The 25,291-nt window shown below is 62.1% G+C and carries 20 protein-coding genes and 1 pseudogene; 15 read left to right on the forward strand and 6 right to left on the reverse strand.

Going from position 1 to position 25,291, the window contains the following annotated elements:
• The first annotated feature begins 42 nt into the window (after positions 1–42).
• The 3 genes from CSC74_RS08175 to CSC74_RS08185 all read left to right on the forward strand — a co-directional run bounded on the left by CSC74_RS08175 (position 43) and on the right by CSC74_RS08185 (position 5,880).
• The gene (locus tag CSC74_RS08175) at positions 43–2,481 is read left to right on the forward strand and encodes a zinc-dependent metalloprotease (RefSeq protein ID WP_162313954.1); all 2,439 of its coding nucleotides are present in this window, start codon (positions 43–45) and stop codon (positions 2,479–2,481) included.
• A gap of 255 nt (positions 2,482–2,736) precedes the next feature.
• Positions 2,737–3,525, forward strand: a complete 789-nt coding sequence (locus tag CSC74_RS08180; protein WP_162313955.1) for a DUF5694 domain-containing protein — start codon at positions 2,737–2,739, stop codon at positions 3,523–3,525.
• A gap of 555 nt (positions 3,526–4,080) precedes the next feature.
• Positions 4,081–5,880 (forward strand): Ig-like domain-containing protein, encoded by a 1,800-nt coding sequence (locus CSC74_RS08185; protein ID WP_162313956.1) that lies wholly within the window; start codon positions 4,081–4,083, stop codon positions 5,878–5,880.
• A gap of 251 nt (positions 5,881–6,131) precedes the next feature.
• On the opposite strand, the gene CSC74_RS08190 is transcribed toward CSC74_RS08185, so the two are convergent.
• Positions 6,132–7,628: a S41 family peptidase gene (locus CSC74_RS08190; RefSeq protein WP_162313957.1), complete on the reverse strand. Its 1,497-nt coding sequence runs from the start codon at positions 7,626–7,628 to the stop codon at positions 6,132–6,134.
• A gap of 246 nt (positions 7,629–7,874) precedes the next feature.
• Here CSC74_RS08190 and CSC74_RS17725 point away from each other — a divergent pair.
• From CSC74_RS17725 to CSC74_RS08230, 8 genes and pseudogenes are all read left to right on the forward strand, one after another.
• Positions 7,875–8,012 (forward strand): annotated as a pseudogene (locus CSC74_RS17725) (winged helix-turn-helix domain-containing protein); the annotation flags it as partial.
• Between the two features lie 143 nt (positions 8,013–8,155).
• On the forward strand, positions 8,156–9,022 hold the full coding sequence (locus CSC74_RS08200) for a tetratricopeptide repeat protein (RefSeq protein WP_246193059.1): 867 nt from the start codon (positions 8,156–8,158) through the stop codon (positions 9,020–9,022).
• 162 nt (positions 9,023–9,184) lie between these two features.
• Positions 9,185–9,865, forward strand: coding sequence for an alpha/beta fold hydrolase (locus tag CSC74_RS08205; RefSeq protein WP_162313960.1), 681 nt, complete (start codon positions 9,185–9,187; stop codon positions 9,863–9,865).
• Positions 9,866–10,816: 951 nt separating this feature from the next.
• A complete protein-coding gene (locus CSC74_RS08210) occupies positions 10,817–11,467 on the forward strand; it encodes a hypothetical protein (protein WP_246193061.1) in 651 nt (216 codons plus the stop codon).
• Between the two features lie 12 nt (positions 11,468–11,479).
• Positions 11,480–12,454, forward strand: a complete 975-nt coding sequence (locus CSC74_RS08215) for an XVIPCD domain-containing protein (protein WP_246193063.1) — start codon at positions 11,480–11,482, stop codon at positions 12,452–12,454.
• Between the two features lie 238 nt (positions 12,455–12,692).
• Entirely contained in the window at positions 12,693–13,670 is a 978-nt protein-coding gene (locus CSC74_RS08220) for a hypothetical protein (protein WP_162313961.1), read from the forward strand.
• A gap of 7 nt (positions 13,671–13,677) precedes the next feature.
• The gene (locus CSC74_RS08225) at positions 13,678–14,358 is read left to right on the forward strand and encodes an alpha/beta fold hydrolase (protein WP_162313962.1); all 681 of its coding nucleotides are present in this window, start codon (positions 13,678–13,680) and stop codon (positions 14,356–14,358) included.
• 180 nt (positions 14,359–14,538) lie between these two features.
• Positions 14,539–15,069, forward strand: a complete 531-nt coding sequence (locus CSC74_RS08230) for an REP-associated tyrosine transposase (protein WP_162313963.1) — start codon at positions 14,539–14,541, stop codon at positions 15,067–15,069.
• Between the two features lie 172 nt (positions 15,070–15,241).
• Here CSC74_RS08230 and CSC74_RS08235 read toward each other — a convergent pair whose 3' ends face one another.
• Positions 15,242–15,610, reverse strand: a complete 369-nt coding sequence (locus CSC74_RS08235; RefSeq protein ID WP_162313964.1) for a winged helix-turn-helix transcriptional regulator — start codon at positions 15,608–15,610, stop codon at positions 15,242–15,244.
• Positions 15,611–15,695: 85 nt separating this feature from the next.
• Here CSC74_RS08235 and CSC74_RS08240 point away from each other — a divergent pair, with 85 nt between their 5' ends.
• Both CSC74_RS08240 and CSC74_RS08245 read left to right on the forward strand, forming a co-directional pair.
• Complete coding sequence (locus CSC74_RS08240; RefSeq protein ID WP_162313965.1) at positions 15,696–16,430, forward strand: SDR family NAD(P)-dependent oxidoreductase; 735 nt, start codon at positions 15,696–15,698, stop codon at positions 16,428–16,430.
• A 22-nt stretch (positions 16,431–16,452) separates the two neighbouring features.
• Positions 16,453–17,052: an NADPH-dependent F420 reductase gene (locus CSC74_RS08245; protein ID WP_162313966.1), complete on the forward strand. Its 600-nt coding sequence runs from the start codon at positions 16,453–16,455 to the stop codon at positions 17,050–17,052.
• A gap of 105 nt (positions 17,053–17,157) precedes the next feature.
• Here the strand turns inward: CSC74_RS08245 and CSC74_RS08250 are convergent, their stop codons facing one another.
• Entirely contained in the window at positions 17,158–17,442 is a 285-nt protein-coding gene (locus CSC74_RS08250) for a helix-turn-helix domain-containing protein (RefSeq protein WP_162313967.1), read from the reverse strand.
• A gap of 251 nt (positions 17,443–17,693) precedes the next feature.
• On the reverse strand, positions 17,694–18,014 hold the full coding sequence (locus CSC74_RS08255) for a helix-turn-helix domain-containing protein (RefSeq protein WP_162313968.1): 321 nt from the start codon (positions 18,012–18,014) through the stop codon (positions 17,694–17,696).
• Positions 18,015–18,297: 283 nt separating this feature from the next.
• Between CSC74_RS08255 and CSC74_RS08260 the strand changes: the two genes are divergently transcribed.
• Both CSC74_RS08260 and CSC74_RS08265 read left to right on the forward strand, forming a co-directional pair.
• The gene (locus CSC74_RS08260) at positions 18,298–20,670 is read left to right on the forward strand and encodes a TonB-dependent receptor plug domain-containing protein (RefSeq protein WP_162313969.1); all 2,373 of its coding nucleotides are present in this window, start codon (positions 18,298–18,300) and stop codon (positions 20,668–20,670) included.
• 99 nt (positions 20,671–20,769) lie between these two features.
• Positions 20,770–22,863 carry an Atxe2 family lasso peptide isopeptidase gene (locus CSC74_RS08265; protein ID WP_246193065.1) on the forward strand — a complete coding sequence of 698 codons (2,094 nt, stop codon included), beginning with the start codon at positions 20,770–20,772 and terminating at the stop codon, positions 22,861–22,863.
• Here CSC74_RS08265 and CSC74_RS08270 read toward each other — a convergent pair.
• Together CSC74_RS08270 and CSC74_RS08275 are read right to left on the reverse strand one after the other, a co-directional pair.
• Positions 22,848–24,596: an asparagine synthase-related protein gene (locus CSC74_RS08270; RefSeq protein WP_162313971.1), complete on the reverse strand. Its 1,749-nt coding sequence runs from the start codon at positions 24,594–24,596 to the stop codon at positions 22,848–22,850. The two genes, CSC74_RS08265 and CSC74_RS08270, sit on opposite strands and share 16 nt — an antisense overlap.
• On the reverse strand, positions 24,596–25,291 hold the full coding sequence (locus tag CSC74_RS08275) for a lasso peptide biosynthesis B2 protein (RefSeq protein WP_162313972.1): 696 nt from the start codon (positions 25,289–25,291) through the stop codon (positions 24,596–24,598). The genes CSC74_RS08270 and CSC74_RS08275 overlap by 1 nt, the downstream gene beginning before the upstream one ends.

Raw genomic sequence — 25,291 nt, forward strand, 5'->3', positions numbered from 1 at the left:
TTGACCCCGCCGTAGCGGGCCAAATTTTCTTGAGGAAGACCGATGAGTTTCCGCTCGATGGCCGTGCGCTGGTGCATTGCGGCTCTTACAATTCTTCATGCCGGTGAAACTTCAAGTTCGCCTGGCGCAGATAAGGTGATTGATGCTCAGGCGTACGACAAGATCGTTGCGGAGGCCCAGTCTGATGATGGGGTTTTCACCGTACATCGGGTAGCGGACCAGATCTTCTACGAGATTCCAGAGCGGGAGCTGGGTCGTGATTTCCTATGGGTTAGCAGAATCGCGAAGGTCCCCCTGGGTGTCGATGATGGCTATGGCGGCCGCCTATCAGGCACGAGGGTCGTCCGCTGGGAGCGCCACGGGAACCGCCTGCTGTTGCGCGAGACAATCCATGGCATAACCGCTGACCCAACGCTGCCCGTCGCCGATGCCGTCGAGACGGCCAATTTCTCGCCGATCATCATGTCCTTCAGTATCGAAGCGATCGGAAAAAAGAATGCGCCTGTCGCGAACGTGACAAGACTATTTGTTACCGAGGTGCCAGAGTTCAGCGTGCGCTCGAAGGTGGGGCGGGCCCAAGACATGGACCCGGAGCGTTCGTTCGTGGAAAGCGTCAAGTCTTTCCCGGAAAATGTCGAGGTTGAGGCGGTCAACACCTATTCGGTCCCGCCGGACCCGTCTGTAGCGGCGTCGGCTGCGCCTCCGCGGATGCCGCCGATCAGCGGAAGCGTGCTGATGCATCACAGCATGGTGAAACTGCCGGAAACGCCCATGAAGCCGCGCTTGTTCGACGATCGGGTGGGCTTCGATTCCGTCGGCACGATCGATTACGGCAGCGAAGATTACCGGATTACCAGACGTAAATTCATAACGCGCTTTCGTCTGGATAAGAAGAATCCCGGTAGCGCGTTGTCCGATCCGGTGAAGCCGATCGTGTACTGGATCGATCGAGCGACGCCCAGAAAATGGGTACCATACGTGAAGCAGGGCGTGGAAGAATGGCGGCAGGCCTTGGAGGCCGCCGGCTTTACCAACGCCATTTTTGCAGAGGAGGCGCCTACCGCTGAGGAGAACCCCGATTGGAGTGCGAACGACGCACGATACTCAATGATCCGTTGGGCACCGACCTTGGGCGGAGACATACTCGGCTTGCACGTCAACGACCCGCGCACGGGCGAAACCATCTCAGCCGATATCCAGATACACCAGCACGTCCTGGGTTGGCTACAGAACATGTACTTCGTGCAGGCGGCTCCTCTTGATCCGAGTGCGCGCAAGTTGCCGTTGTCGGATGAGGTGGTAGGCAGCCTGCTCCGTTACATCGTGGCGCACGAGGTCGGCCACTCGTTGGGCCTGGAGCACAACATGAAAGCGAGCGCGTTATATCCGGCCGCCAAGGTGCGAGACCCAAAGTGGGTGGCCGCCATGGGCCACGTCGCTAGCGTGATGGACTATTCGCGGATGAACTATGTCGCCCAACCTGAGGATGGCATCGCGGTGGAGGATCTGATTCCCAGAGTAGGTCCGTACGACAGATGGGCAGTGAGGTGGGGCTATGCTGAGATTCCCGATTTTCTGACACCGGATGACGAGAGAGCGACCCTCGATACCTGGGCGCGCGAACAGGACCAGGTGCCGTGGTACAGATTCTCTAACGTCAGCTCCTTTGGAGAGGTGGAGGAGCAAAGCGAAGCGGTCGGCGACGCCGACGCCGTCGAAAGTACCAGGCTGGGCTTGAAGAACCTTGAGCGCGTGGCCGGATACTTGCTCCCAGCGGTGGAAGGACGCGTAGGAGAATCCTACGACGAACTAAAAGGGTTGTACGACGCGATGATGGGGCAGTGGAAGGTCGAAATGGGACATGTGGTGAATATCGTCGGCGGGTTCCATTCTCAGCAGAAGCATATCGGGCAGGAGGGCGTTCGATTCACACCGGTGGCGCGCGAGCGGCAGGCCGAAGCGGTGGCGTTTCTGAACGAACATGCGTTCATGGTTCCCGGATTCGCGATTCGTCCTCAGATCCTTCGTCGAATCGGGCCGGACGACGCTCTAGCGCGCATCCGCTCCCATCAACGCGATGTGCTGCGAATGCTCCTTGACGCATCGAGGTTGAATCGAATGATGGAACAGGAGGCGATGGACGGCGGCCAAGCCTATCAACTCACTGATTTCCTCAACGATGTTCGTCGAGGTGTCTGGAAAGAGCTGGCGGAGCCACGAGTGCATATCGATCCTTATCGCCGCAACCTGCAGCGCACCTATCTGGAGCTCTTGTGCGAGCGGATGAGCTCGTCGGAAGTGGTGGACGACTCGCGCGCACTCCTGCGCGGTGAACTGGTAACGTTAGATGTGCAAATCGTGAAAGCCCTCCCCAAAGCCGCCGACACGAGGACACACCTTCACCTGCTCGATATGCGGGTGCAGATATCTCAGGCCACACACCAACACCACGAACGAACACGTCCACCCATTTCGAATTAGCTTGAGCATCGTAGTTGGTGATTTCCAGTGTGTCGGCAACAAAGCCAACAAAAGGGATCCAACAAAGGGGCCATTGTCCCCTTTATCAGGTGTCCGAATTAGCCGGACCACTCCAGGTTCATTTGTCGTTGACTCGTGGACGACCCCTTTTTCCAGCCCCTTTTCCAGCCCCCAACGAATTCACTCGCCTGGCGAGGCTGAATTGATGAAGCTGACCCGGTTACGCTCCCCCTTCGACTTTCCGAGGCTGTCCCCATGATCCGTTCCCTGTTTGCCCTGTGCCTGGTGCTCAACGCCACGATCGCGCACGCCGTCGAACCGGCACGTGTCGTGCTCGTCGCCACCTACCATTTCAGCAACCCGGGCCAGGACCAGGCCAATGTCGACTCCGTGGATGTCAGCGTGCCGGCGCGGCAGGCCGAACTGCAGGCCGTTGCCGACGCACTCGCCAAATTCGAGCCGACCCTGGTCGGGGTCGAATGGCCGGCCGACACCGCACGCGCGGAGTACGCGCAGTATCTCGACGGCAGCCTGCCGCCTTCGACCAACGAAGTCGTGCAACTCGGCTTCCGCCTGGCCAAGCAACGCGGACTGGCGCAGGTCCACGGCCTCGATGTCCCCGGCGATTTTCCGTTCGAAGCGGTTCAAGCCTGGGCCCAGGCCAACGGCAAGACCGACGCGCTGGGCGCACTCATGACGCAGGCGCAAGCCATCACAGGCCGCATCACCGCACTGCAGGCAACACACACCATTGGTGGCGTGCTGCGCGAGATGAACACCCCACAGGCGATCGACGAGAGCGCGAGCTTCTATGCCGAGTTCCTGCGCTACGGCAGCGGCGAGGTGCAGCCGGGAGTCGCGCTCAATGCCGCCTGGGCGCAACGCAACTTCGGCATCTGTGCGCGCCTGCTGCAGGTCCTGAAACCCGGCGACCGCGCCGTGGTGTTCTACGGCCAGGGCCATGTCCACCTCCTGCGCCAGTGCCTCGGCGTGGCGCCGGGTGTCAAGCTGGTGGAGGCGAACGAATTCCTTCCGGCACGGTAGCCCGAAGAAAAAGGGGCAGTCCAACCTGACCCCAATTGCTTTTGCGTGATGCTGTGTTGATAGCCAACCCCGAAAACAAAGGGGTCAGAGGGAATATCGGCTTAAAACCGATATTCCCTCTGGCCCCTTTGTTTCCCCGCCTGCGCGCGACATCATATGGATTGCGCGACATTGCGCGTAACGCCTGACGCGGCATACGCGTGACTTCCGGCGGCTCTGACAAGACAAAAGCGGTCATCGCCAGACGCCTGCGCGACATGCTTGCGGAAGCACGCGGACATCGCTGCAGGACAGCGGTTTTCGTAGCGTGACGATCGCCGCATTATCGGAAATGGAGCGCTTGACGCGAGGGTCGTCGCGCACCACAGTCGGCAGCGCCCGGTAGCGCCGCACATGCATGCAGCGCACTTCACGGCTTCGCAACACCGCAGCAACCTTGTCGTTCTTGCCTGAGGGAAAAAACGCGCCGCCGCAGCTTCGCCGCGCGTCACGTGAACGGCCCGCGCCTCCGCGCCTGCCTCCGTCCCTACCCACCAGGAATTTGGAGAACACACCATGAGCATCAGATTGACAAGGATCCTGCTGTGCGGCTTTTTGCTGACGGCATGGATAGCGCCCGCGCACGCGCAAAGCGTCAGTTGCACTGGCGTCGCCGAATGGAACGCATCCACCATCTATAACCCGGGCAACAAGCTCGTCTATCAGGGACGGCTGTACCAGGCGAGCATCACGATCTGGAATGCGCCGCCCACCCATTGCCCCAGCTGCGGCTGGTACCAGGACCTGGGCGTCTGCAGCACCGGCGGCAACACGCCGCCCACCGTCGCCTTGACCGCGCCGGCGAACGGCGCGACCTTCACTGCAGGCGCCAGCATCACCGTATCGGCGAACGCAGCCGATGCCGACGGCACGGTCGCCCAGGTACAGTTCTTCCGTGGCACCACCTCACTGGGCACCGATACCACGTCCCCCTACAGCGTGACCTGGACCAATGCGGCCGCGGGCAACCATGCGATCAAGGCGGTCGCCACCGACAACGCCGGCGCCACCACCACGTCGGCCACGGCCAACATCACCGTCAACACGGTGACCACGCCCGACACCACCGCACCCAGTGTTCCCACAGGGCTGGCCGCGACGTCGGTGACGTCGTCCAGCGTCAACCTCGGCTGGAACGCCTCCACCGACAACGTCGGCGGCAGCGGCGTCGCGGGCTATGACGTCTACCGCAATGGCACCCTGGTCGGCTCGCCTGCCGGCACCTCCTTCAGCAGCACCGGCCTGGCCGCGTCCACGGCCTACACCTTCCGCGTGCGCGCCCGCGACAACGCCGGCAACGCCTCGGCGCAAGGCGCGCAGATCACCGCGACCACCAGCGGCGGCGGCGGTTCCAACGACCTGCCGCGCCACGCCCTGGTGGGGTACTGGCACAACTTCACCAATCCGTCCGGCCCCACGTTCCCAATCAGCCAGGTCTCCAACGACTTCGACGTCATCGTGGTCGCGTTCGGCGACGACGCGGGCAACGGCAATGTCAGCTTCACCGTCGATCCGGGCGCCGGCAGCGAAGCGCAGTTCCGCGCCGACGTGGCAGCGGCGCGTGCGCGGGGCAAGAAAGTGGTGCTGTCGCTGGGCGGCCAGAACGGCACGGTGTCGCTGAACAATCCGACCCAGGTCGCCAACTTCGTCGACAGCATGGAGGACCTGATCCGCTACTACGGTTTCGACGGCGTGGACATCGACCTGGAAAGCGGCGCGGGCGTGATGCACGGCGCGGCCGTGCAGACCAACCTGGTCACCGCCATCAAGCAGCTCAACACACGCATCGGTCCGTCGTTCTACCTGTCGATGGCGCCCGAGCACCCTTATGTCCAGGGCGGCTTTTCCGCCTACAGCGGCATCTGGGGCGCTTACCTGCCGATCATCGATGGACTGCGCCAGGAACTGGACCTCATCCACGTGCAGTACTACAACAACGGCGCGCTGTATTCGCCGTACAGCCAGGGCGGCCTGGCCGAGGGTTCGGTCGACATGCTGGTCGGTGCCAGCCTGATGCTGATCGAGGGATTCAGGACCAACAACAATACCGGCGTCGTCTTCAATGGCCTGCGGCCGGACCAGGTGGCGTTCGGATTGCCTTCGGGACCCTCGTCGGCCAATAGCGGGCAGGCGTCGTCGGTCACGATCGCCAATGCCTTGAACTGCCTGACGCGGCTGCAGAGTTGCGGAACCATCAGGCCCCAGCAGGCCTATCCCACTTTCCGCGGCGTCATGACCTGGTCGGTCAATTGGGACCGACGTGACGGGTACAACTTCTCCCCACCGGTGAGGGCGACGTTGAACACCTTGCCCTGACGGGCAGCGAAAAAGTTCGGGGCGGGCAACGCTTCGCCCGTCCCCAGGCCACACCATGTCGGCGTCCCTTGTGGGCGCCGACTTTTTTTGGAGAAGGCCCCGTAGGATGGGTCGAGCGTAGCGACATCCATCGCTGTTCCTGCCCGAAGCGACAGAGCCTCAAGCAAGAAAAGGGGGTCAGGTTGGATTACCCCCCCGACCGATTGCGATGGTGGGCCGAGGCCACCCCGCGTGTGGCCTGCCTGTTGCCGCTATTGCTGTACGCAGCAAGGAGCCGCTGCCCGTACCAGCGCCACGGCCTGTTCCAGCACGGTGTCGGTCGATCCCGCAGCCAATGGCGTCGCTATGGCGATATCAGGCACCACGCCGCGCGCTTGTGGGTCGCCATTGGGCCTCATGATCCGCGCTTTGGGAAAGCTGACTTCGATACCCGTAAGCGGCAGGGTGAATTTCTCCAGCGCGCCGTAGGTGCTCGCCAGGTCCGCGGTTTCCTCGCCAAGAATCTTGCCGAAGTGATAATCCTGGGTGATCGCCGCCACGAGTACCGTGTTGGAGTACGAATGCCGGTTGACCAACAGATACACCCGCCCCTTGAAACCTCCCTCCTTGCGCGGCGACACCAGCGGGATCGGGAACATCACCCGGCTGCCTGCCACCTTGCCTGCATAAGCGGCAGCCAATTGCCTGGACGTGGAGTCCTGGTCGCCGCCGATGCTGTCCAGTCGCTTTCGATTGGATTCGACCGTCGCTTCGCTGATCTTGATGTCGAAGCCCGGACTGAACCGGAACGGCCGGTCGGCGAACCACGCCACCATCGGGTCGCTGAAGGAATTGTCGCCGCCCGGGTTGTCGCGCAGATCGATCAGCACGCTGCTGGCGCCACCGGCGATGAACTCGCCGAACGCGGCGTCGATGAAGGCGCGGAAGGCGGTCGGGTCCCACGGCGTGGCCGCCTCCGGGCGATTGTCGTAGAACGGGCCTGGCCGCAGGTACCCCACGCCTCCCTTTAACAGGCGGGCTTCGCGCGCGTTCCCATCCAGTTCGAAGCGAGGGGGCCTGTTCGCCTCCGCGGCCTCGAACTCGGCGCGGGTCCGTGCGTTCAGCTTCACTTTCTTTCGAGCGCCCGAGGGCTTGGCCAGCACCACGTCGAAAGCAGGGGCCTCACCCAGCGCCATCCACGCCAGCAGCGGCAATTGGGTTTCCACCTGGGCCCACGCCATGTAGTCGTTGTCCGCGGAGACGTACTCGCGCATGCGCTCCAGCCAGCGCATCGCGGGCTGGCCATCCACGGACAGCACCCGGTCGCCCTGGGCGATGTCGTCGCGGCCACTGTAGTCATCGACGACATAAGCCTTGCCATCCACCACGCGCAGGTAAAGCGGGAACGCCTTCCCGCCCTGCTCGCGGAATTCGTCCCAGGCCGCGCCTGGCGGGTCGATGCGTGCATGGGCGATGTTGCCGAAGGCGACGAAGCGTTGGAACCGCGCGCGAACCTGGAGCGGAGTCAGGGGCTGGTCGATCTGCCGGCGCATCTGCCGGAAGCGCGCGTCATAGTCGGCGCGGCTGCGGCGAGCGAACAGGTCGTAGTGCGAGGCCTTCAGCTGCGCATACAACTGGTCGAAGTCGGCGCGGACCTGTTCGGCGGAATAAGGTGCCGGGGCCGGCGCCGCCGGTGCGGCACAGGCGGTGTTCGACAATGCCCAGGCGAGCACGATCATGAAAAAGGCGGTCTTGCAGTGCGGCAACATGGTGGTTCCTTTGCATGCGGTGGGCCATCCGGCGGGTGCTTGCCGGTCCGGTGCATTGCATGGGCGACAATGCTAGCGGGCCATGGGGAAATCCTCCTGGTTTCCTGATTTATTCCACGCGGATGGCGTAATCCAGTGAATACAGACAGTTACCCCGATTCATTGTGGTTCGGCGATTGGCGTGCCGACCGCCCGGCAGGCGAGTTGACCGGGCCTTCGGGAGTCGTGCGCGTGGAGCCCAAGGTCATGGACCTGTTGTTCGTGCTGGCTGCGCATGCGGGCCAGGTGGTGACCCGCGAACAGCTGATGACCCGTTTGTGGCCCGGCCTGGTCGTGGGTGAAGACAGCCTGGCGCGCACGGTTTCCAAACTGCGGCAGTCGCTGGGCGACGATGCCAAGGCGCCGCGGTACATCGAAACCATCGCCAAGCGCGGCTACCGGCTGCGCGTGCAGGTTGAAGCAGCGACGCAGCCGCCAACCGGCGTGACGGCGGACCAGCCGCTTCCCCACGCCACGCGCCGCGACCGGTGGTGGTCGTGCTGGGCATGGTGGCGGTGCTGGTGCTGGCCTGGGCGGGTGTCCGCTACTGGCCAGTCCCCGCGCCCGCGCCCGCAGGCGATGCGGGCGACCAGCTGGTCTCGCGTGCCGACGACTACTATTTCCAGTTCTCGCGTGCGGACAACGAGTCGGCCATCGAGTTGTACCAGCGCGTACTCGGCATGCATCCGGACGATGCGCCTGCGCTGGCCGGGCTTGCCAATGCGTTGGCTCAGCGGTCCATCCGCTGGCCGCAGCCGGTGCAAGGGGAAGGCAAGGAATTCACCCGGCTTGGAGACGCGCTCGCTTCCGGGCATCTGCAACGCGAACCCGCCCGTCAGCAATTGCAGCGTGCCCGGCAACTGGCCGAGCGCGCCGTGGCGCTGGCACCCGATTCCGCAGCGGCGCACAAGGCGCTGGGTTTCGTACTGAGTGCGCAGCATCAATTCGCGCCGGCGCTGGCGTCCTACCACCGTGCCGTGGCGTTGGATCCGGATGCCTGGGGTTCGATGATCAACATAGGCGATGTGATGGAGATCATCGGGCGCGATGCGGAAGCGTTGCTGTGGTTCGAGCGGGCCTATGCCGCCATGGGGCGCGTCTATGACCGCAATCCGGTGCAGGTGCGTCCCTGGTACTCGGACCTGGGTGTGCTGATCGCGGATCGCTATCGTGCGCACGGCGACTCATCGGCGGCCGAGGCCTGGTACCGGCGCGTACTGGTGGAATCGCCACTGCACCCGGCCGCGACCGTGGGTCTGGCGCGCCTGTTGCGGAAGGGTGGCGACCCGGCAGCGGCGGACCGCCTTTGTGTCGAACTGAGACAGCGATCGGGCAAGAGCGTCAGTTGCGATTGAACGCGGCTGGCACTCCACGGGACCAGGGTGCCTTTTCCAAACAACGGTGCCCAAACAAAGGGGCCAGAGGGAATATTGGCTTTAAGTCGATATTCCCTCTGGCCCCTTTGTTTAATACCCTTTTCAACCGAATAACCACCTCAAGTGCAGGGATTCGCGGACATGACGACCTTCGTATTGATCCACGGCGGCGGGGACGTCGGCTGGTACTGGCATCTGCTGGAGGCGGAGTTGCGTTCGCGCGGGCACGACGTGGTCGCGCCTGACCTGCCGTGCGATGACGACTCCGCAGGCCTGGGTGAGTACGCCGATGCCGTGATCGAGGCGGTCGGCGGCCGCAGCAACCTGGTGGCCGTGGGCCAATCGTATGGCGGCTTCACCGCACCGCTGGTGGCCGACCGGCTGCCGGTCGACCTGCTGGTGCTGCTGGCTGCGATGATTCCGTCCCCGGGCGAGACCCCGGAGGACTGGTGGACCAACACCGGCTACAACCAGGCGGCGCGGCAACAGGGCGAACGCGATGGCGGCAAGACCGGCAGCGAAGACCCGCTCGTCGGCTATTACAACGGTGTTCCGCGCGCACTCGCCGAAGAGGCGTTGCGCAGGGCACGCGAGGAGTCATCGACCGCCTGGCGTACACCCTGGCCGCTCGACGCGTGGCCGGACGTGCCGACGAAATTTATCCTGTGCAAGGACGACCATCTTTTCCCGCCCGACTTCCTGCGCCGGCTTGCGAAAGAGCGCCTGGGCATCACTCCCGACGAGATGCCCGGCTGCCACTGCGTTGCGCTCAGCCATCCGAAAGAGCTGGCCGACCTCTTGCTGGGTTACACCTCCGGCTGATGCCGTGCGAAAAAAGTCAGCGGGATAGGTTGGGGTGAACGGAGTGAACCCCAACGCTTTGGAGTTCGACGTAGTCGCATGTTGGGGTCCGCAGGCTCACCCCAACCTATATTCAAGACCGCCGCTCTCCGGTCCTTCGCCCATGCAATCGGATGCATGGCGCAGTGGAAACCGTGCCAGAGTCACTTCCCGGACATGATCTGAGAGGTTCTCTAATGCACAGCTGCGGCATTGGGTGATTCCAGCCGAATGGCCGAAGGTGTGTGCCATGGCCCACGGCTCGACTCCCTCGCCCTGATTAAGTGTCTCTGACGCCGTTTCCTAGCGGGTGGTCGAAGACCGGGTGAAGGTGCCCTTTGAATCCAGACAAAAGGGGGTGACCAATGGTCACCTCCTTTTCTTTACGCGATGAAAACGTGAAGCTTGGGCCGGAAAGCCAAGGATGCTCGATCATGGGACCAGGAAAGTCACTGGCGGTAGCCAGGTCAATCGCGATGCTCGTCGGAACATGCGTTTCCTGCGCGAGCAGTGCCGGGGAAGAAGGAACCATCGCGCATTACCCGACGCCACTACATGGGTTCTGGCATCAGCGATGCAGGAGAATGTCCGCGCGGTGGCGAGGCTTCCGACAGCGACATGCAGATGCGCATTTCCGCTGACCTCCTTCACGGTTATGAGGACGTCAGCAAACCCACCCGGGTCACGCTTCTTTCCAGCGATCCGATGACATGGAGGGTTGAGTCCGTCATGGACGTAGGGCCTTCGGGATTCTATGAAGCCGGCTCCGTGGAAATATTCGTCTTGAGCAAGGATGTCCTGATGGTGGTTGCAGAAGGCCGAGGGAATACCTATAAGCGATGCCGTCGGGAAAACAAGCTGCGGTCTCCTCCGATAGGAGCGAGTTGATGTCGTTTCCCGGCTTGCGTCCCAATCAACCAAGGATAGGCAATCATGCTTAAAGAACACATCAAGGTGCGCCTTGCGCTTGTCGCGCTGGCAATGCTTGTCGTAACGGGTTGTCAGCAGCAACCTCAACAACCGCAGCAAGCAAGCGACCCCGCCGCAAAGGAGCAGAGTGAAATGAGAACCGCAGTCCCTTTGGTGCGGCGTCTGGATCCGAATGAAACCGGGCCCATCGAGCTGGAGTTCGATGTTCCTGCACAGCCGGACGATGACGCGCCGCCAGTTTTCATAGGCGTACGGGTGACGGGCGATGATTCCACTGCGGTTTTCGATGCGGCTGATCGGTTGAGGCGCGCCGACATCTCGGCAGAAGTGCGTCTTTACCGCGTCCAGGAATCGGGTCCGGTTGAGGTAGGGCTGCAACGCAGCCAGCGCGTCGGACGAGGCGAAGAAGAACCGGTGGCGCTCTCCGCCGATGGCCTGGCCCCCCGATTATTCGCCTTCAATGCCGACTTCAGCACGATGCAAGCGGCGGGTTTGCTTTCCGAGGGTGCCGCATACCGGGAGCTGGCATTTGCCTATACGCCCAGTATCCCGGCGGGCCGCTATCGGGTTGCGATTCGTTTTGGCCAGAACCGCGAGGCATTGCGTGCCGAAGAAGCGGAGCTTCTGGTCGCCTACACCGCGAAAGGAAAATAGGAGCGCGACAACATGGACCCGCAAGACAAGCATTACACCGTCACGATTTATGTGGCCGCACCCGGAACCCCATTGACGATATCCAAGGGCACCTCCGACGCTGGCCACGTCTACTACTCGGTCGATGATGGACAGATGGTGGATAGCTACGGTTTCGCTCCCGCCAAGCATGGCGAATCGAGCGGCCCAGGCAAGGTGTACGAGCATGACGTCACGGACTACAAGGATCCGTATTATTCCCGGACCCTGGAGATCACCAAGGCGCAGTACGACAAGCTGCGGGAATTCGGTGGGAAACCAGATGAGCATGGGTTCGACATGGAGTATCGCGGCGCCGTCAACAGCTGCATCGATTACACCTGGGGTGCGTTGAACCATGCCGGCTTGCATCGGCATACTTTGCTTGGCAAGGACAAGGATTACGACGGCGCGCTGAAGCCGCTGGACAACGTCCGGGACATCAAGAGCATCGAGGCGCCCTTCCCCAAGAGCGAGCTCAACCAGGAACGGCAGAACAAGATGCCGGAGCGCACGCCGCTGCAATGGCTGATCTCGGAACAGGAGCAGGCCGCGCCGGAGGGTCCGGCCCGCGGCCACGCGAGCACCGGCCCTCGGGATCCGCTGATCCCACAGGCCGAGGCGGCCGTACGCCGCCTGGACGCACACCAATACGACGACCAAAGCGCTTGCATGGCCGCCAGTGCCGCCTGCCTTGCCAAGGCGAACGGCCTCTCGCGGATCGACCATATCTTCCTAAGCGAGGCTCGCGGTTCGACCCAGAAAGGAGAGAACCTGTTTGTCGTGCAAGGTGCTCCGGGCGATCCGGCGCATCTCAGGGCGCAGATGAAAACGCAGGACGCGATCGACATGCCTGTCGAAAAATCGCTGGGGCAGCTGCAGGCGCTGAACGAAATGCCGCAACCGCAACAATCCCTGCAAATGGACGAAGCCATACGGCAAACGGGCCCACAGGTGCGAATGAGTTGACCAGGGCGGCAGGCGCCTGAGCCGCCCCGTTGCAATACGAAATCCATTGCAAGGAATGCAAACCAAAGGGGCCAGAGGGAATATCCGCTTAGAGCCGATATTTCCTCTGGCCCCTTTGGTTTCGCTGACACCGCTTCCAAGGCAACTCGGTTGTCTTGAGCCGAAATGTTGCGGGTCCTGGACATTCGTATAACCTTTCAACTTCCCGCTATCCACATTGCGACCGAGGAAATTGTTGATGAGCCTACCGAGGATTGCGGCGTGCCTGCTCGCGTTGCTGACGACCGGCGCGGCTGGCGCGGCGCCGACCGAGTACGTCAGCTATGCCGCAGACTTCGATCAGTTCGAGGCACGGACCAGGGACATGCCGGCGGAGGCACGGGTCGCGGCATTCCGTCGGGAGTTCGATCGGATCCGCCCCGGCCTCTACGCCGACAGCAATCCACAGCGTCTCGATCGACGGATCCTGCGGTCCCTCGAGGAATTCCCGGCGCTTCGGCCTGCGTTCCGCTCCGTGGAGCAACGCTTCGGCGAGGCCCTTTCCGAGGCCGAAGCGCATTTCCGGACCCTCTTTCCGGATTTCTCCTCGCCGCTGCCGATCATCCTGGCCCATGAGCTTGGCGTGCGGGATGGCGGATCCGATTTCGTGGCGGGACGCAAGGTCATGCTGTTCGGCGCCGACATGATCGCCAAATTGCACAATGACGATTCCCTACGGCCCTTTCTCGAACACGAGCTGTTCCATCTCGAGCATGCGAGGCACTTCGCCGACTGCGAGCAATTCTGGTGCTTGCTGTGGCAAGAAGGTCTTGCCACTTACGCAGCCTCGACGATGACCGCCGGGGCGAGCGATCACCAGCTCTTGCTCGATCAGCCACGCCCCGTCCGTGGACCGACCGACCAGCACTGGAAGGAGGCGCTGTGCACGGTTGCGACGCAATTCGACGGCACCGACGAAGCGGCGGCCGGCGCCGCGTTCACCGGTGCGCAGAATGCCTCCGACCTGCCTCCTCGTTTCGGTTATTACGTGGGACTCCGTGTCGCGGCCGAGGCCGCCCGGCAGCGGAGCCTGCCTGCATTGGCCCGGCTCGACAACGAACATGCGCATGCCGTCGTCGCCGATGCGCTTTCGGCGCTGCTCGCAGAGGCAGGCGCTTCGTGCCCTGGCCCGGCGGCGATTGTTCCCGTGACCCGAAGCGCTTCCCGACCGATGTGAGCCGGACATGACGACCTTCGTGTTGATCCACGGCGGCGGAGACGTCGGCTGGTACTGGCATCTGCTGGAGGCGGAGTTGCGTTCGCGCGGGCACGATGTGGTCGCGCCCGACCTGCCGTGCGATGACGACTCCGCGGGCTTGAATGAGTACGCGGACGCCGTGGTCGCGGCGGTCGGTGACCGCCGCGACCTGGTGGTGGTGGGCCAATCGTATGGCGGCTTCACCGCACCGCTGGTGGCCGCTCGGCTCCCGGTCGACCTGCTGGTGCTGCTGGCCGCGATGATTCCATCCCCGGGGGAGACCCCGGAGGACTGGTGGACCAACACCGGCTACAACCAGGCGGCGCGGGAACAGGGCGAACGCGATGGCGGCTTGACCGGCAGCGAAGACCCGCTCGTCGGTTATTACAACGGTGTTCCGCGCGCACTCGCCGAAGAGGCGTTGCGCAGGGCACGCGACGAATCCTCGACCGCCTGGCGTACGCCGTGGCCGCTCGACGCGTGGCCGGACGTGCCGACCAAGTTCGTGCTGTGCCAGGACGACCATCTTTTCCCGCCCGACTTCCTGCGTCGGCTTGCGGCAGAGCGCCTGGGCATCACCCCCGACGAGATGCCCGGCTGCCACTGCGTCGCGCTCAGCCACCCGAAAGAGTTGGCCGACCTCCTGGTCGGTTACACCACTGGCTGATGCCGCGCGGCAACAAAGGATCGGGTTCCGTAGGTTCCGCAGGATGGGTTGAGGATCGTAGGCTGGGTTAGCTTCACCAACCCAGCGCCCTTGACTTGTTCCGCGATGCTGGGTTGATGGAGCCAACCCAGCCTACGCCGTACACTTCGGTCTGATCTTCCCTCTGGCAAGGATGCTGGTATGCGTACTTATGTACGGGCTCGGGTGACAGGCGGCACCTATTTCTTCACGGTCAACCTGGCCGAGCGCCACGGCAACACCTTGCTGGTCGATCGCATCGACGTTCTCAAGCGAGCCTTACAGCAAACCCGGCAAGACCATCCGTTCGCCATGCCGGGTTTCGTAGTCCTGCCCGAGCACCTGCATTGCCTCTGGAGGATGCCGACCGGCGATGACGATTTCCCCATGCGCTGGCGCCTGATCAAATCCCGGTTCTCTCGCAGCCTGTCCGCGGGAGAGCGACGCACTCATAGCCGTGCGAACAAGAACGAGCGCGGCATCTGGCAACGCCGCTACTGGGAACACCTGGTTCGCGATGACGCGGACTTCCAGCGCTGCCTCGATTACATCCACTACAACCCTGTCAAACATGGCCGTGCCGTCCATGCCATGGATTGGCCGCATTCCAGCTTTCTGCATTGGGTGGAACGAGGTGTCTATCCGCCGGACTGGGCGACGCCGGTTGATATCGGCCCCGATCAATCCGAATGAGGCGCTGGGTTGGTGAAGCTAACCCAGCCTACGCGCTTGGGCGTCCCCCCCGACGAGATGCCCGGCTGCCATTGCGTCGCGCTCAGCCACCCGAAGGAGTTGGCCGACCTCCTGGTGGGTTACGCCGCCGGCTGATGCGGGTTGCCCCTTTGTTTCGTTCTTCAGCATCCCGCTAGGGCAAAGCATCGCGCCTGGCCAGGATGTTTGCCATTTCCGGCATGTTCTCGGTTCCCCAGGTGCACAGCGGGACGAGCGCGTCGGCCAGGCTGCGCCCGAGCGGGGTCAGCGCGTAGTCCACGCGCGGCGGCACCTGTTGGTAGTCGGTGCGCACCAGCACGCCGTCGGCTTCCAGATCCTTCAATTGCTGGATCAGCACCTTGTCGCTGACGCCGCCGATCGAGCGCTTGAGCTCGCCGTAGCGCTTGGTGCCGTCGCGCAGGAAGAACAGGGCCAGCGGTTTCCACTTGCCCGAGATGATGCGGAGCGTGGCGTCGAGCCCGCAGGAAAAGCCGGTGCCGCAGATTTGGGGGTGTGTCGTCATGATTTGATACTTACCAAAAGGTGCATACTTGTCCTAAGGTAATCAAGAGCAGATAGTCTTGCAACCCCCACCAAGGATGCATGACATGAACAGATTGAATGGAAAGACCGCCGTGATCACCGGCGGCGCGACCGGCATCGGCCGCGCCGCGGCGAAGCGCTTCATCGAGGAGGGCGCCTTCGTCTTCCTCTTCGGCCGCCGGCAAGAAGCGCTGGACGCCGCCGTGGCCGACCTCGGGCCCCATGCCCGCGCGGTGCAGGGCTCGGTCTCCGATCCGGCCGACCTCGACCGGCTCTACGCGGCGGTGAAGGCCGAGCGCGGCACCCTCGACATCGTCTTCGCCAATGCCGGGACGGGAAGCCTGCTTGCGCTCGGCGAGATCACCGCCGGACACATCGACGAAACTTTCGACACCAACGTGAAGGGCACGATTTTCACGGTGCAGAAGGCGCTGCCGCTGATGGGCACGGGCGGTTCGATCATCCTGACCGGATCGAGCGCCGGCACCACCGGTGCCCCGGCATTCGGCGTCTACAGCGCGAGCAAGGCAGCCGTGCGCAACCTCGCCAAGACCTGGGCGCAGGACCTGAAAGGCACCGGCATCCGCGTCAACGTGCTGTCGCCCGGGCCGACGGCGACCGAACTGGCGAAGGCAGCGGTAGGCGAGGAAGGCATGAAGGTCTTCGCCTCGATGAATCCGCTGCAGCGCATGGCCGAGCCGGCGGAGATCGGGGCGGCGGCGGCCTTTCTGGCGTCGTCGGACAGCAGCTTCATGACCGCCAGCGAGCTCGCCGTCGACGGCGGCCTGGCACAAATCTGACACCCTCCCAAGGAGAACATCCATGAGCTACGCAATTATCGGTTTCGGCCAGTTCGGTCGCGCCCTTGCCAAGACGTTTGCCCGCAAGGGCATCGAAGTATCTGTTGCCACCACGCGCGATCCGCAAAGCTTTGCGGCCGATGCGGCCGCGATCGGACCCGGGATCATTCCCAAAACACTGGCGGAAGCCGTCAAGGCCGACGTCGTCTTCCTGGCGGTCCGTTTCGAATCGCACCCGGAGGTCGCGAAGGCGCTGCCGACCTGGAAGGGAAAGACCATCGTCGATGTGACCAATACCTACGGCGTGTCCCCGGAGGAGCTGGGGGGGCAGTCCTCTTCCCAGGTCGTCGCGCAGGCCTTCACGGGTGCAAGACTGGTCAGGGGCTTCAACCATCTGGTCGCTGCCGTCCTCGAACAGGATCCGGCGGTACACGGTGGCAGGAGAGTCGTGTTCCTGGCGAGCGACGATGAAGGCGCCGCCGCGGAGATCGGCGGGCTTGCGGAAAATCTCGGTTTCGCGCCGATCCAGCTTGGCGGGCTTTTGGAAGGCGGACTGCTTGTGCAGACGCGTGGAAAGAGCTGGGGTCGACTGATCTTCAAGGATCTGGTCAAGTTCGACTGATGCGATAAAGGGCCCAGTGGGAATATCGGCTTAAAGCCGATATTCCCACTGGGCCCTTTGTTGGGTCCGAGCGTGGCAGATAGTTCGCCGCGACCGCATTGCCAGTCAGCGCTTGCGCTTGCTCTGGCCCTTGAAGTTCGCGATCAGCCGTGCGAGTTCGTCGTCCTCGGCATAGAAGTAGGCCAGCGGCAGGCCGAGGACCTTCGCCAGCCGTTGCAGGGTCTGCAGGTCGGGCTGGTGGACACCGGTCTCGTAGCGGTTGACGCGGGTACTGGCGACGAATTCGTCCAAGCCCGCCTCGATGCCCAGGTTGCGTTGCGAGATGCCGTGGGCTTCGCGCGCTTCACGCAGCCGACGGCTGTAGACAGGAAGCGATCCCTTGTCAGCCACGTTTGCATGTGTCCAGAACTTCCATGCGGGGAAGCTTCCAGTTACATGCGCGATTGCGATACTACGTTAAACGTAGTTATAGAGTGCGATCGAAGCGGGACCCCGCTATTTTGCTGGTCTCGGTTCGAATTCGAAGGCGTTGCCGGCTGCGGGTGGTTGGAAAGGAGTGTCGGACATCCTGCCGATCCGGTTTGTGCCGCCGCCGCGCACGTGCCGGGCGAGCGCATTGCCACTTGTCGTTCCCGGAAGCGCTACTTCCGCTTCATCCTGCCCTTGATCTCAACGAGTCTCCGCGCCGGCTTGTCGCTACGCGCAGCGTTCGCGATCAGTCGCGCCGCCTCGTCGTCCTCGGTATAGAAATAGGTCAGCGGCAGTTCCAGGGCCCGTGCGAACAGTTCCTGCCTGCCCAGCTTCGGTTGGTGAATGCCGTTCTCGTAACGACTGATAAGGGAGCCCGCACCGGACTCATCAAGCCCTACCGCTATTCCCAGGCCGGTTTGGGAAAAGCCGCGGCTCTCCCGCGCCTCGCGTAGGCGGCGTCCGTAGATGGTGCCTGGTCGCTTCTTGGCCATGCATGCACATCTGGTTCCGATATGCAGAAGCTGCCGTATAGGCACTTGACATTGATACTACGTAAAACGTAGTGTTAACATTGCTACGTTTATCGTAGTCATGGGGTCTTTTTCCCGACAGTTCGGCGCAGGGGGCAATCACGCCGGAGTCAGTCAGGAATGAAGGCGAAACCACGGCGGCAAAGCCGACGGCAAGGTTTGGGTTGCCAGGGAGTGCAATCCAAACCGGTGGCCAAGCAGCGACCGGCAAGGCGCCAATCAGGGAAAGAACTAAGGACGCAGCATGAAGACAAGCACTTTACGCAACGCCATTTCCATTGTTCTGTTCGCCACGACGACCGGTACGACCGGACTGTCCTTGGCCCAGGAAGCCGCCGGGGCGGAGGCCGAACAACAGAGTTCTGAACAATCTACCGAAGAGCCTGATGCCGATGAGAACGTAACCCAGCTCGAAGCGGTCACGGTCACCGGCACGCGCATCCGCGGCGGCACGTCGCCTTCGCCGGTGATCACGATAGGCAGCGAGCGCATCAAGGAGGAAGGTTTCACCGATCTTGGCGAGGTGATCCGCAGCGTGCCGCAAAACTTTGGTGGTGGACAGAATCCGGGCGTGATCGGCACTTCTGGTAATTCCAGCAACGGGGATTTTACCGGCGGCTCTGCGTTGAACCTGCGCGGCCTGGGTCCCGATGCTTCGCTGACGTTGCTAAACGGGCGGCGACTCGCCTACGACGGGTCCTCCCAAGCAGTCGACATCAGCGCCATCCCTGTGGAGGCGGTCGAGCGCCTTGAGATCGTTCCCGATGGCGCGTCGGCGATCTACGGTTCGGATGCTGTCGGCGGTGTAGCCAATGTGGTCCTGAAGCGTGATTTCGATGGCGTGATATTGGGCACCCGATACGGTGGAGCGACCGATGGCGGATCGGTAACACACGAGTACACCGCAACGGCCGGCACTACCTGGTCCAGCGGCGGACTGATCGTCACTCTGAAGGATACTTCCGCAGATCCAATCAATGCCCATCAACGTAGTTACACCGATCACTTGGCCGAGCCCTACACGATCTACAACACATGGGACACGCGCAGCGGCCTTGTCAGCTTCCATCAGTTGGTCGGCGATGTGGCCGAACTTCGCCTTGATGCGCTCAGGACCGACCGCGAAACGACCAAGTACGTTACCCAATCGGGTGCCTACCAACAATATGCCCCGGAGGCGTCCATCGCCTTGGTCTCGCCGAATATCGAATTCTTCCTTCCGCACGACTGGTCCATCACGGTTGGTGGAAGCCGTGGCAAGAATGAAGCCGTCGACGAGCGCCATCTCGTGTCTGCGACGGGATCCAGTCTTGTGGCCGACACTAGTTTCTACAATAAGAATATTTCCTACGAGATTGGTGCCGAAGGCCCGCTATTCTCGGTCGGCGGAGGCGGCGACGACGCGCGTCTGGCGATCGGTATCGGTTCGCGGACTGAGGATTTCCTGAACCTGTCCCACATTAGCGGCGCACGCTATGGCGGCGACGAGCGTGCGCGATACGCGTACACCGAGTTCAATCTGCCGATCATTTCGCCTTCCGCCGGTATCGCGGGCATTCGCCGCTTGGAATTCAATGCGGCGCTTCGCGCCGAGGATTACGACAGCTTCGGTCGGGTCACTACGCCAAAGCTTGGCGCGATCTACAGCCCTAGCGCCGACCTTACGCTGAAGGCTTCTTGGGGGAAATCGTTCAAGGCACCCATGGCGGTGCAGCGCTACCAGGACAAGATGGCCTTTTTGTGGAGTGCTGCTGCGACGGGCGGCAGCGGCTATCCGCCCGATGCCACGGTACTGATGTCCTGGGGCGGAAATTCGGAATTGAATGCGGAGCGGGCAAGAACCTGGGCGGCCTCGCTGGCGGTGCATCCCGAAGCGTTGCCGGGATTCGAGGCCGAGCTGACGGCATTCGGCGTCGACTACACCGATCGGGTGGTGGTGCCTGTCAACTATCAGCAGGCGCTGAGCAACCCGGCATATGCCGAATTCGTCGACTACGCGCCGACGCCTGAGCAACAGGAGGACCTGCTTGCCGTATACAGCAGCGCGTTCTACAACCTGTCGGGGGTCGCCTATGATCCAAGCAACGTGGTGGCGATCGCCTATGGTCAGTTCTTGAATGCAGCAAGCCAGCGAATCAAGGGCATCGATCTGTCAGGATCATATCGATTCGGCTTCGGTGATGGCCAATTGACGGTCCGCGGGGCGACCAGTTGGCTCAAAAGCACGCAAAAGACAAGCTCCAGCCAGCCCGAATTCGCACTCGCAGGTACTGCCTTCAATCCAGCGAAGATGAACGGCCGGGTCGGCGCGGTATGGGCATCGGGCGGGTTCAGTGCATCAGGCTTCGCCAACTACACCAGTGGTGTGACAAACCAGCTGGCGACGACCACGGAGAAAACCGCTTCGTTCACCACGATAGATACCGCACTGGGCTATGACGCAGGCGAGCGCGCTAACGCGCTTTCCGGATTGACGTTCGGCCTTTCTATTCAGAACCTGCTTAACCGTGAGCCGCCGCTCTACACCGTCAGGAACGCTAATTTCGTGCCGTACGACGCCACCAACTACTCGGCGATTGGGCGCTTCGTAAGCGTATCGATCTCCAAGCGCTGGTAAGGGCGGCTCATGCGATTCCGTTCTTTGCCGGCTCTTCGGGTCGCTGCGATGGCGCATGTCCGTACGTATCCCACGCCATGCAGGATCTTATTACGATGGATGTCGACGATCGTCTTGGCAGTAGGCGTAGCCACCACGAACCTTGCACATGCCGAGGCGATCTCCCCGAGACGTCTTCTGGAGGTGGCCGATCTGGGCAATCCGGTGATTTCGCCCGATGGAAGGCAGGTGGCATTCCGCGTCGAGCAGGCATCGATCGAGCGTAATACCTACGATTCCATCTGGTACGTACAGGATTTGGAAGGAGCATCGCCCCCGCGGCGTGTGGCGGATGGAGGCGTTCCCCTGCGCCAGTACTCCAATGGACTGGCGCTGCCGTCTCCCGCGGTCTGGTCGCCTGACGGACGGTGGATTTACTACCGTGCGCGTCTGGATGGGCGCGTGTCCGTCTGGCGAGCAGCCGCGGACGGTTCCCAGGCCTACCCGGTCACGTTCGACCCGGCGGACGTGCGGGATTTCTCCCTGAGCCACGACGGCCGAATGCTGAAGTACAGTGTCGGCGCCACCCGGGATGAGGTCATTGCCGCCGAAGAGCTTGAGTACGATCGTGGGGTGCGCATCGATGATACGGTCGTCATTGCCGCTGGCCTGTTTCGGTCGAGCAAGATCGAAGATCGGCCCGCCACGCAGCGCTTCATGGGAGACTGGTTCTCGACCGGACCGTTGCTGGCGAAAACGCCGGATCGATGGAGGGCCGTCGATCTGGCGACCCTGTCGGTACGGGACCTGACGGCGTCGGAGGCGCCGGTGCGCGCGCCAACGGTAGCCGACCTCCCGCTGGGGCTTCCAAAACCATTGAAGCTTGCACCGCATCCGGACGACGGACGCATTGCCTTGTTGACGCCTGCCACCAGTAATGACCCAGGCCTGTTGCCGGGTACGGACGTCGAGCTGGCCATGCTGACGAACAGACGCTCCAGCCGGCCCGTCCATTGCACTGCCGAGCTATGCAGCCATCAGACGATTACCGACATCCAGTGGCGGCCAGGCACCGACGAGGTGCTGTTCACGGCAACCGATCGCAGACGTCGGGGCCGAACGCAGTCGATCTACGGCTGGGATGTATCGACGGGTAGAGTGCGGCCGATCGTGCTTTCCGAGGGGCTGGTCAGTGGCGGCCAACGTTACTGGGATGTACCTTGCGGCCTGTCGTCCGACACACTAGTGTGCATTGCCGCCGAGGCGGATCGGCCACCGCGTCTGGAAGCGATCGACGTGTCCACTGGTGATCGGCGGATCCTGTTCGAGCCGAACAAGGGTCTGGAGACGGATATCGCAGTCACGGCACCCGCAAGGCTGATCCATTGGACGGATGAGCGGGGGCGGGAGTTTACCGGTCAACTGTTCGAACCGCGCAACACGAGCGGTCCGCCACCGCTATTCGTTACCTTCTACAATTGCTATGGCTTTCTGCGTGGCGGGGTAGGGGACGAGTGGCCACTTGCCTCCCTTGCCGAGAATGGTATCGCGGCGTTGTGCATCAATGCCATTCCAGAATACCGGCTGGACTTCGTTGAGCGTCATGACCAAGGACGTTCGGCCGTTGAAAGCGTCGTGAGGCATCTGTCCGCTGCGGGGCAGATTGATCCGACCCGAGTCGGTATGGGTGGACTTAGCTACGGCAGCGAAGTGACGCTATGGACAGCCGCGAACTCGGACGTTCTCGCTGCCGCTTCGGTCAGTGGAGTTTCGTCGACGCCGACCTACTACCTGTTCAATAGCCTGCGTGACGCTTTTCGTTCCACGTTAAGGCAATCATTGCAGCTTGGCGCGCTGGAGGAGACGCCCGGGCGATGGCGGGAGATTTCGCCCGTGTTTCACCTGGATCGGATCCGGATACCCATCCTGTTCCAGATGCCGGAACAGGAATACCGCATGACCCTGGACTACGCATTGCCACTGATGCAGAGAAATCAGGGCGACATCTACGCGTTCCCGGACGAGGCCCATATCAAGTTCCAGCCTCGGCACAAGTTGGCCGTTTATGAACGCAATCTCGATTGGTTCCGCTTCTGGCTCCAGGACTACGAAGATCCGGGTCCGCTCAAGGCCGAGCAATATCGAATCTGGCGTCGGATGAAAGATGAGATGGCAGCGCACTCCGCCGGGACCGCACGTCACGGCGGTGTTTGAGCCTGCCCGCGCAACCAGTTCTCGGCTGTGCACAGATCGAACGTACGTAGGAACGATTGGTCGCGCGGAGCAAGCTCTGATGAAAAGAATTTCGCCAGCGCGGCACGATCAAGAAGATCGTGCGCGCATAGTTGGCCGTCCTCCAGGAACTCGCGTATCTTCGCTTTGTTGCGCGCATAAACAGCTGCCAGGTAACCCGTGTAGGAACCTTTGCTTCTTCGATCGCGGATACCATCGGGAAGTATTCCGGAAAAGGCGGCTCGGGCGATGGCCCGATTCTGCCCGTCGGATATCCACATCCAAGTCGGTACCTTCAGGCATGCCTCCATTACGGGCTGAGATAGCAACGGGTAGCGCACGGATCGGGATGCGCCACGAGGCCTTGCATGTCTATATAGCTGCGTCCCGATGAGGTCGTAGATTTTCTCTCGATCGCCGGGCAACGCATCCGGCGGCGCGTCCATCCAGGGGTGGATTTCATGTGTCATTGCGAGTCGGCTTGGGTTGAGTAATGTGCTATCGGCCTTCCACATCGTTTGTGGTTGGTGCCAAAGTTTCTTCAGCCCCAGTCGCCCCGCCTTCCAGACCGTGCATTGATGAAGGGCCGAGATGTCTCGGATGGCGGCGATACCTGCACGAGGGCCGCGTTCCCTAAATGCATCGGTGGCCGGTGCCGCGGTCCGCAGGTAGCAGAAGACCGTATCGCCACCACTGCCCGAGAAGAAGCTGTCCGCGCCGTACTTGGAGCCTGCCGCCTCCCACACTTGATTGGTGGCATGGTGAAGGACGCCGATCGCCGGGACGACGGACGATGGTGGTGTGGGAAAGTCAAAGCGGACATTCTCGAACCCGACCTGCACGGAAACAAGCTCGCGGCTCAGGGAGTCCGTCACCAGCTTGGCATACGGTCGCTCGTCAGTGCCCGCAACCGGCATGACCAACGAGCAAAAGATTGCCCGATCCGAGGCTTCCCGCAAACATGCTGCAACGATAGATGAGTCCAGTCCACCTGATAACTGCACCAGGAAACGGTCGTCTACAGCGGCCAAGGTTTTAACGACCGTGGAAACGGCGGTCCGGACATCGGCGGCGGCGGCACGAGGATCGCTGTGACGAGTGTTCTGTCCAACAAATTTCCAGGGCGACCATGCGGTCTTCACGGATATGTTTGCTCCCCGGCAGTGCAACACGCAACCTGGCAACAGTTCGCTGACACCCAACAATGCCGTGCGTTCTGTCCGAAGATAGGGGAAGTTGAGGCCGTGCGTGATGGCGCGCCAGTCCACTTGGCGGCGATAGAGTCCGAGCTCAATCGCAAGGGAGATATCCGAGGTGATGAACCCGGTGCCGTTCTCGATCGAGTACACGCATGGAACGCCTCCGGAGGGGTCGCGCAGGAGAGTCGGCCCCCGTCCACCTTCACCGACTTGGAACGCGAGATACTCACCCCAATGATTCTGCAGCAGGTGACCGGCTATCTCACCGGTTTCGTGCTCGAAGGGTTGTGCGTTCGCAATGGGTCGACCGTCCTTGGTGAAGACTTGTCCGATGATCAGGCCTTGGCCAGGGATGGACTGTGTGGGGGTATCGGAAGACGTGAAAATCCTTATCGACGTCGACGAGAATCGACATTGCATGCCGGCGGAGCACAGAGCCGCGTCCGGCACTGCGAGTGCGTGGGCGTGGTTTTCCAGAGACTCATCGCCCACCAGAATGATGTAGTGATAGTCCATCAGATCACTCTGATGAGTGTATGCGCGTTGGCATCCGACAGCGTTTCATTCAGAACGAGTTCGCCCACCTGCACCCAACAATGCGCGGCAAAAGGATTCAATGTGACGCCGATTACGATATTTGCCGACAACCGGCGCCGCGAGAGAAACCGGACTAGGGATAAGGAGTCCAGTAGGCAGGACGGCTCGATGGGTACATAGCGCCGCGCACGACTGAACTCAGTAGCCGCGCCTACCAAATTGTCCTCTGATGGCGCGGATCCGCCCGCGTCCGCGCCTTGTACATCTGTTCTGCAGCATCGCTGGGATGCGGTATGCTCGATGATGGTTTTGAATGCTCGGGAGCTCAGCTGCCGCTGGGTCGACCAGACGATAGCCAGTACTTCCAGGAAAATCATGACGCCGAGGCGACGGTTGGCAGTCGCAGCAGACTGTTCGAGGGCGCTGCGCGCTGGAGGCTGGATGAACGGTATGGGCGCATCACCACGCTCTCCGCTTGTGGCCTCGACCAGGATGCCGTCATCCACAAGTTTCCTGAACTGTTCCGCAGAGACGTCCTCATGGGCGAGAAAGCTCCGGAAGATGGGCTCCGCGGTATTTGACAACCTGAAGTATCGATCCTGCGCAACGTCAAGAAAGATCACGTGGCCGTCGACTTCGCAGCATGACAGGCCTTTTCTGAGCTGGTACGACAT

This window comes from Pseudoxanthomonas yeongjuensis (genome assembly GCF_010093345.1).
In the GTDB taxonomy this organism is placed as follows: Bacteria; Pseudomonadota; Gammaproteobacteria; order Xanthomonadales; family Xanthomonadaceae; genus Pseudoxanthomonas_A; species Pseudoxanthomonas_A yeongjuensis.

What these genes read in the sequence shown, in the direction of transcription:
- CSC74_RS08210 (WP_246193061.1), top strand. Translation starts at nt 10,817, where the DNA reads ATGCTTAAAGAACACATCAAGGTGCGCCTTGCGCTTGTCGCGCTGGCA.
- CSC74_RS08190 (WP_162313957.1), bottom strand. Translation starts at nt 7,628, where the DNA reads ATGTTGCCGCACTGCAAGACCGCCTTTTTCATGATCGTGCTCGCCTGG.
- CSC74_RS08270 (WP_162313971.1), bottom strand. Translation starts at nt 24,596, where the DNA reads ATGGACTATCACTACATCATTCTGGTGGGCGATGAGTCTCTGGAAAAC.
- CSC74_RS08235 (WP_162313964.1), bottom strand. Translation starts at nt 15,610, where the DNA reads ATGACGACACACCCCCAAATCTGCGGCACCGGCTTTTCCTGCGGGCTC.
- CSC74_RS08245 (WP_162313966.1), top strand. Translation starts at nt 16,453, where the DNA reads ATGAGCTACGCAATTATCGGTTTCGGCCAGTTCGGTCGCGCCCTTGCC.
- CSC74_RS08225 (WP_162313962.1), top strand. Translation starts at nt 13,678, where the DNA reads ATGACGACCTTCGTGTTGATCCACGGCGGCGGAGACGTCGGCTGGTAC.
- CSC74_RS08275 (WP_162313972.1), bottom strand. Translation starts at nt 25,291, where the DNA reads ATGTCGTACCAGCTCAGAAAAGGCCTGTCATGCTGCGAAGTCGACGGC.
- CSC74_RS08205 (WP_162313960.1), top strand. Translation starts at nt 9,185, where the DNA reads ATGACGACCTTCGTATTGATCCACGGCGGCGGGGACGTCGGCTGGTAC.
- CSC74_RS08175 (WP_162313954.1), top strand. Translation starts at nt 43, where the DNA reads ATGAGTTTCCGCTCGATGGCCGTGCGCTGGTGCATTGCGGCTCTTACA.
- CSC74_RS08220 (WP_162313961.1), top strand. Translation starts at nt 12,693, where the DNA reads ATGAGCCTACCGAGGATTGCGGCGTGCCTGCTCGCGTTGCTGACGACC.
- CSC74_RS08185 (WP_162313956.1), top strand. Translation starts at nt 4,081, where the DNA reads ATGAGCATCAGATTGACAAGGATCCTGCTGTGCGGCTTTTTGCTGACG.
- CSC74_RS08230 (WP_162313963.1), top strand. Translation starts at nt 14,539, where the DNA reads ATGCGTACTTATGTACGGGCTCGGGTGACAGGCGGCACCTATTTCTTC.
- CSC74_RS08215 (WP_246193063.1), top strand. Translation starts at nt 11,480, where the DNA reads ATGGACCCGCAAGACAAGCATTACACCGTCACGATTTATGTGGCCGCA.
- CSC74_RS08180 (WP_162313955.1), top strand. Translation starts at nt 2,737, where the DNA reads ATGATCCGTTCCCTGTTTGCCCTGTGCCTGGTGCTCAACGCCACGATC.
- CSC74_RS08265 (WP_246193065.1), top strand. Translation starts at nt 20,770, where the DNA reads ATGTCGACGATCGTCTTGGCAGTAGGCGTAGCCACCACGAACCTTGCA.
- CSC74_RS08260 (WP_162313969.1), top strand. Translation starts at nt 18,298, where the DNA reads ATGAAGACAAGCACTTTACGCAACGCCATTTCCATTGTTCTGTTCGCC.
- CSC74_RS08255 (WP_162313968.1), bottom strand. Translation starts at nt 18,014, where the DNA reads ATGGCCAAGAAGCGACCAGGCACCATCTACGGACGCCGCCTACGCGAG.
- CSC74_RS08240 (WP_162313965.1), top strand. Translation starts at nt 15,696, where the DNA reads ATGAACAGATTGAATGGAAAGACCGCCGTGATCACCGGCGGCGCGACC.